This is a genomic window from Intrasporangium sp. (assembly GCF_030452765.1).
In the GTDB taxonomy this organism is placed as follows: domain Bacteria; phylum Actinomycetota; class Actinomycetes; order Actinomycetales; family Dermatophilaceae; genus Intrasporangium_A.
The window spans coordinates 1-4,473 of record NZ_JAKDLO010000266.1; the positions used below are offsets into that span (position 1 = coordinate 1).

Consider the following 4,473-nt stretch of genomic DNA (forward strand, 5'->3'; position numbering starts at 1 on the left):
CATCGGATTGGGTGAGTCACCCGATCGGGACTTGTGGCGCTATGCCCTCGAACATCGCCTCCGCGCGTCCCGTGCCAGCGACATACCGCCGCGAGCAGACCTACCCCTGCCGGATGGCGCGACCGGCTTTGCGGTTGGCGAACGGGCGGCTTCCCCAGTCGGTCACGAAGCTGGTGATGAGTTCTGACTCCACATCTTCGGGGTCGACATCCGGGGTCTCGCGCCAAGCGACAAGAAGGTCGTCGCTGTCCTGCAGTTGCCAGATGTACCGACCGCCCCAGTGCCCCACCGGCTCGCCCGCACCATGGCGTCGGTACTCGCTGAGGCGCTTGGCGAGTCCGCGACGGCCGGCAGTTCCGGCCGAGGCCTTCCCGATGTAGAGGACTGACGCACCTGGAACCCAGGCGTGCTCGAGTGTCGCGATGTCGACGGCTGGGTCCTTCCCCTTGAACCATCCGGCCGTGCTGACGGCACGGAACCGCGGAGAGTCGGTAGTCTCACGGATCACGACGTAGACCCCGGCGGGCTGGCACTTGCGCGCTTCGGGAAGCATCCTGAACGTCACGAAGCCTTCGAATCCCGCCGCCGTCAGCCCGACTCTCGACCACTCCATGCGGCCAGTCTGCATGACGTGGTGACTGCGCCCCCCGATCTGTCGCCTTGGCGAAGAACCGGGTCACCGGTCAGACTGGCGAATCCGCGGGTCCATGAGGATTGCCCAGACGTAGGCGGATCCTTGCCGGCCCTTGAGCTGGCTCGGATTGCTCGCCGCCATGCTCGGCAGGGCCTTCGCGAAGTTGGTTCGAGACAGGACGCGGTTGATCTCGCGCCCCTCACGCGTCACCCGGATGAACTGTCCGGGCGCTCGATAGGTGAAGCGGAGGCCGGTCACCGTCTTGAACTCGCGACCGGCGTGCCGTTCGATCCTCGGCCAGACCTCTTCGATCGTTGCCACGGACGCAGTCTGCCTGCAGAGTCATCGTCGTCGCACGGGGATGCGCTGGAGGCCGCGCGAGATTGCCACGAGGATGCTGGCATGAAAGGTGATGAGAAGGCCGTCGAGGACGCGTTCTGTCGGTGCCTTGCCTCTGTGGGTTGGCGGACAGTTCGACAGGTCGACTTCGTCGACGTCCTGGCCACGAGCCCCACAATGTCCGTGACTTTGGTGTCTATGTGGTCTAGGGTCCGGGTGTGGCTGGAGCGACTCGTGAGACAAGGGCGGCTGGGGAACGGCTGCCGGACCGGATCTCGATCGGGGTGCTGGCACTCTCACAGCTGCCAGCCCCTGAGCTAGCGCAGCGACCCGCGTCAGAGCGCCGCGTGACGGTCAGGCGACCTTGCCGGAGTACCGCTGGCGAGCGGCCTCTCCGCTGGTACCGACCAGGGCGCCGATCGCAGACCATGACAATCGGGCGGCGCGGGCCTGGCGCACGGCTTCGATGAGGTGGCGTTCGGCCTCTGAGCGCTCCAGCACGGCCGAGCGCAGCGCAGTGACCGCCGCCGGATCGAGCTCATCGCTCGGGTCGGGCTCGTAGTTCTCGAACCGTGCCGCCAGCTCGTCGGCATGCTGCAAGATCTCCTCAACGCTGCGTGGCATCACTGATCACCTCAAGAACTTCTCCCTGGCCCGCATCGCGTGAACGATGACGACCGCCGTCTCACCATGGATGTAGCCGACCTCCAGGATGATCGCAGCGGCGTTCGCACCGATCATCATGGTGAACCCGTCACCGAGGTCCCAGACTCGGATGGGGTTGCGGTACGCATGGAGTATCTCGACCTCGTCCAAGCCGTGCTTCAGCGCTGATTGGGCGATGATCGGGTCGTCCACACAACCAAGTTAACTTGTGGGCGAGTAGATCGTCAACGTCCGTGCTTGCCGCGACCCGAGCACTCTTGAGGAATGCGTCACTTCGCCGCGAGTGGGGCGGCCTCGGCCGACGGTGTCACCGGCCCGCGGCGCTGGACTCGGGCCTTACGCTGACTGGGTGCTCGACCCGGACGGCATCGACGTTGAGGAGATCGCCGCCGCGCTGGCGGACCAGACCGACTACGAGCATCGATGGCTGTTCGATCCGCGCACGGGCGAGGTCGCTTCTGGAGCAGCGACACGGGCATCGACGGTGAGAACCCGGTCGAGATCGACGAGCTGGACCTGATCGTCATCGATGCCCTCCCGTCGCACGTGTGGTACCAGGACATGGTCGACTTCGCCGAGGGCATCAGCGACCGCGCCGCTGGCGAACGCCTGGGCGCGTCGCTGCAGGGGAGGGGCGCATTCCGGCGTTTCAAGAACGAGGTGTATGAACACCACCCCGAGCTGATCTCGGTCTGGCAGGCTATGCGTGATGCCAGGGCCCGAGTCCGGGCGGTCCAGTGGCTGGCGGACGAGGGACTCGTCGACCAGGAAGCCGCGCAACGGTTCACGAGTGACAACCCGGAGCCCGCCCTCCCCTGAGGGCGGCTGCCCGCAACGGGGTCTACGAGACCCGTCTGCCGCGCGGCCACCGTGCGTCCACTTCGCCGCTACGCCCCCAGCCCATGTGGGGACAAACCACCGTTTCCTCGCCTCTGACACCCCCGGGCTGATTCTGTCTCAACCCCCACGTTTGCTCCTGAGATGGAAGCCCTGCCTCCAGCATCGTCGCAGGTCAGAGCCCTGGCCGCTCAAGTGCCCCCGGCAGGATTCGAACCTGCGACACCCGCTTTAGGAGGTCTGAGCCGGCCATCTCCCGGCATGGCTACTGACCTGCAACGACGCCGAATCCGGCTGACTGGCACTGGGATTGGTCGCTTCAGTGGTGGTCGGGGCCTTCGGTTGTTTGACACTGGGTTGGCGGTTCTGGCGGAATCTGCGCGGAACCTCCGGCCCCGTCGGGCGCGACCTGTTGGAGTCTTGGTCAGGACCCCATGGGGGTCTCGGCGCGGGCCTCGTCGACCAGCTGACCCGCTGCCCGGGCTGCCTTCTTGACGTCAGCGTTGCTGGCCGGGGTGTGGCTGTATCCGGCTTTGGTCTTCAGTCCGAGCAGCGTGGCCAGGTGTCGATGGGAGGCGGCGCCGGCCTTCTTGAGCAGGGCCACGGCTTCGGCGTGGTTGTCGCCGGTGGCATGCAGGCCGAGACGGGCGCAACAGATGACATCAGCGGCTGCGATGCCGGCATGGATGTAGAGCGTGACGACAGCGTCGCGTAGTTGACCGCTGTCGTCGAGGAGGGAGACGTCGTCAGCGGCTTGGAGGAATCCTTCGGCCTTGGCCAGTCGGACGCGACGGACCTCGGGGGCGCAGGATCGTGTGCCCATGGGTCACCTGGCCCTTCGGGGCCGTACGCGGCGCTGGAACCAGGACCGTTCGCCGGCCACGGTGATGCCGCTGTCGAGGATATCGAGCAGGACCGGCTCCCCTCGCGCGGCGTCGAGCTCGGTGAGCGTGTAGACGAGCGGACGCAGGTCGTTGCCCGTCCACCCGCTGGCCGTACTGACCAGGTGTTCCAGCTGTGCGTCCCACATCTCGTGCGGGCCATGCGAGCGCACCAGGAGCAGGTCGATGTGACTGTCCGGGCGCATGGTGCCGCGACCAGCAGAGCCGAACACTGCCGCGTATGCCGGGGGCTGGGCCCACGAGGCCAGCAGGCGCTCGAGCCGGGTCAGGAACGTTCCGCGAAGCCCCGCCAGCGCGATGATCGGCTCCGCCGCAAGATGCGCCCGGTTGAGGCGGTAGGCGAATGCGGGACCGACCCGTTCGGCCGACACGATCCCTTGGGCCGTGAGCCGTCGCAGCACCTTGCGGATGCCCTCCTCCGAGCCCTGACCGAGGATCCTGGTCAGCTGCCCCGTGGTGAACGGGCCGTCCGCCACAGCCAGTGCCGTCAGGACGGGCCCGTCCAGCGTCGGCGTGACCACCGCCAGCGGCCTCGAGAACTGCACCTTGCACCTCCGCTCTCGCTGACGTTGCCGATAATAGTACGGCGAGCCCAACTATTGTTGGACTCGTTGGTAGGACGGACTCTGAAACCTTGGCCCGCGACGCCGGTCGACCGGCGGGCTCTCATGCCGCTGGAGGAGGAACTCGCTGGTCCACCTTTGCCGTGGAGATCTGAAAGTGTCGGGGCCGCGAATATAGCGTTGGTCAATGACCGACCTGTCGCTGGCCATTCTCGTGGATGAGGATGATCCTCGCATGTCTCTGCCCTTCGTCACCGTGCAGATGAATGGCGTCGAGTTGGACGCGCTGCTCGACTCCGGGGCAGCTCGCACGCAGTTGAGGGACCGGTCCGGCTTGATCGTCAGTCGGTGCGCCAAGCGTGGCTCGGCTGGTGCGAGCGGCATGTCCACGTCGTTTGTGGGGACGTCGACGGTCTCCTGCCGCCTCGGAGATGTCGAGGTCGGCACCGTGGAAGTCGATGTCGTGCCAATGGACTTGGGTGCGGCTCCGCTGGAGTGACTACGAAGCACGCGGGATGACGTCGTTGGCGTA

The 4,473-nt window shown here is 66.4% G+C and carries 8 protein-coding genes; 2 read left to right on the plus strand and 6 right to left on the minus strand.

Going from position 1 to position 4,473, the window contains the following annotated elements; genetic code table 11:
- Positions 1-100 precede the first annotated feature (100 nt).
- The 4 genes from L0H79_RS20960 to L0H79_RS20975 form a co-directional block, all read right to left on the minus strand.
- A complete protein-coding gene (locus L0H79_RS20960) occupies positions 101-613 on the minus strand; it encodes a hypothetical protein (RefSeq protein ID WP_301486602.1) in 513 nt (170 codons plus the stop codon).
- Between the two features lie 63 nt (positions 614-676).
- The gene (locus tag L0H79_RS20965) at positions 677-955 is read right to left on the minus strand and encodes a hypothetical protein (protein ID WP_301486604.1); all 279 of its coding nucleotides are present in this window, start codon (positions 953-955) and stop codon (positions 677-679) included.
- A gap of 372 nt (positions 956-1,327) precedes the next feature.
- The gene (locus L0H79_RS20970) at positions 1,328-1,597 is read right to left on the minus strand and encodes a hypothetical protein (RefSeq protein WP_301486605.1); all 270 of its coding nucleotides are present in this window, start codon (positions 1,595-1,597) and stop codon (positions 1,328-1,330) included.
- Between the two features lie 6 nt (positions 1,598-1,603).
- The gene (locus L0H79_RS20975) at positions 1,604-1,831 is read right to left on the minus strand and encodes a hypothetical protein (protein WP_301486606.1); all 228 of its coding nucleotides are present in this window, start codon (positions 1,829-1,831) and stop codon (positions 1,604-1,606) included.
- Between the two features lie 231 nt (positions 1,832-2,062).
- On the opposite strand from L0H79_RS20975, the gene L0H79_RS20980 reads away from it, so the two are divergent.
- Positions 2,063-2,458 (plus strand): UPF0158 family protein, encoded by a 396-nt coding sequence (locus tag L0H79_RS20980; RefSeq protein WP_301486607.1) that lies wholly within the window; start codon positions 2,063-2,065, stop codon positions 2,456-2,458.
- Positions 2,459-2,900: 442 nt separating this feature from the next.
- On the opposite strand, the gene L0H79_RS20985 is transcribed toward L0H79_RS20980, so the two are convergent.
- Complete coding sequence (locus L0H79_RS20985) at positions 2,901-3,299, minus strand: hypothetical protein (RefSeq protein WP_301486608.1); 399 nt, start codon at positions 3,297-3,299, stop codon at positions 2,901-2,903.
- Between the two features lie 3 nt (positions 3,300-3,302).
- Positions 3,303-3,923: a nucleotidyltransferase domain-containing protein gene (locus L0H79_RS20990; protein ID WP_301486609.1), complete on the minus strand. Its 621-nt coding sequence runs from the start codon at positions 3,921-3,923 to the stop codon at positions 3,303-3,305.
- A gap of 205 nt (positions 3,924-4,128) precedes the next feature.
- Between L0H79_RS20990 and L0H79_RS20995 the strand changes: the two genes are divergently transcribed.
- Positions 4,129-4,440, plus strand: coding sequence for an aspartyl protease family protein (locus L0H79_RS20995; protein WP_301486610.1), 312 nt, complete (start codon positions 4,129-4,131; stop codon positions 4,438-4,440).
- The last annotated feature ends 33 nt before the right edge of the window (positions 4,441-4,473 follow it).

Excerpts from the sequence above, each read along its gene's own strand:
- L0H79_RS20980 (WP_301486607.1), top strand. The coding sequence starts at position 2,063 with ATGGCTGTTCGATCCGCGCACGGGCGAGGTCGCTTCTGGAGCAGCGAC.
- L0H79_RS20985 (WP_301486608.1), bottom strand. The coding sequence starts at position 3,299 with ATGGGCACACGATCCTGCGCCCCCGAGGTCCGTCGCGTCCGACTGGCC.
- L0H79_RS20970 (WP_301486605.1), bottom strand. The coding sequence starts at position 1,597 with ATGCCACGCAGCGTTGAGGAGATCTTGCAGCATGCCGACGAGCTGGCG.
- L0H79_RS20960 (WP_301486602.1), bottom strand. The coding sequence starts at position 613 with ATGGAGTGGTCGAGAGTCGGGCTGACGGCGGCGGGATTCGAAGGCTTC.
- L0H79_RS20995 (WP_301486610.1), top strand. The coding sequence starts at position 4,129 with ATGACCGACCTGTCGCTGGCCATTCTCGTGGATGAGGATGATCCTCGC.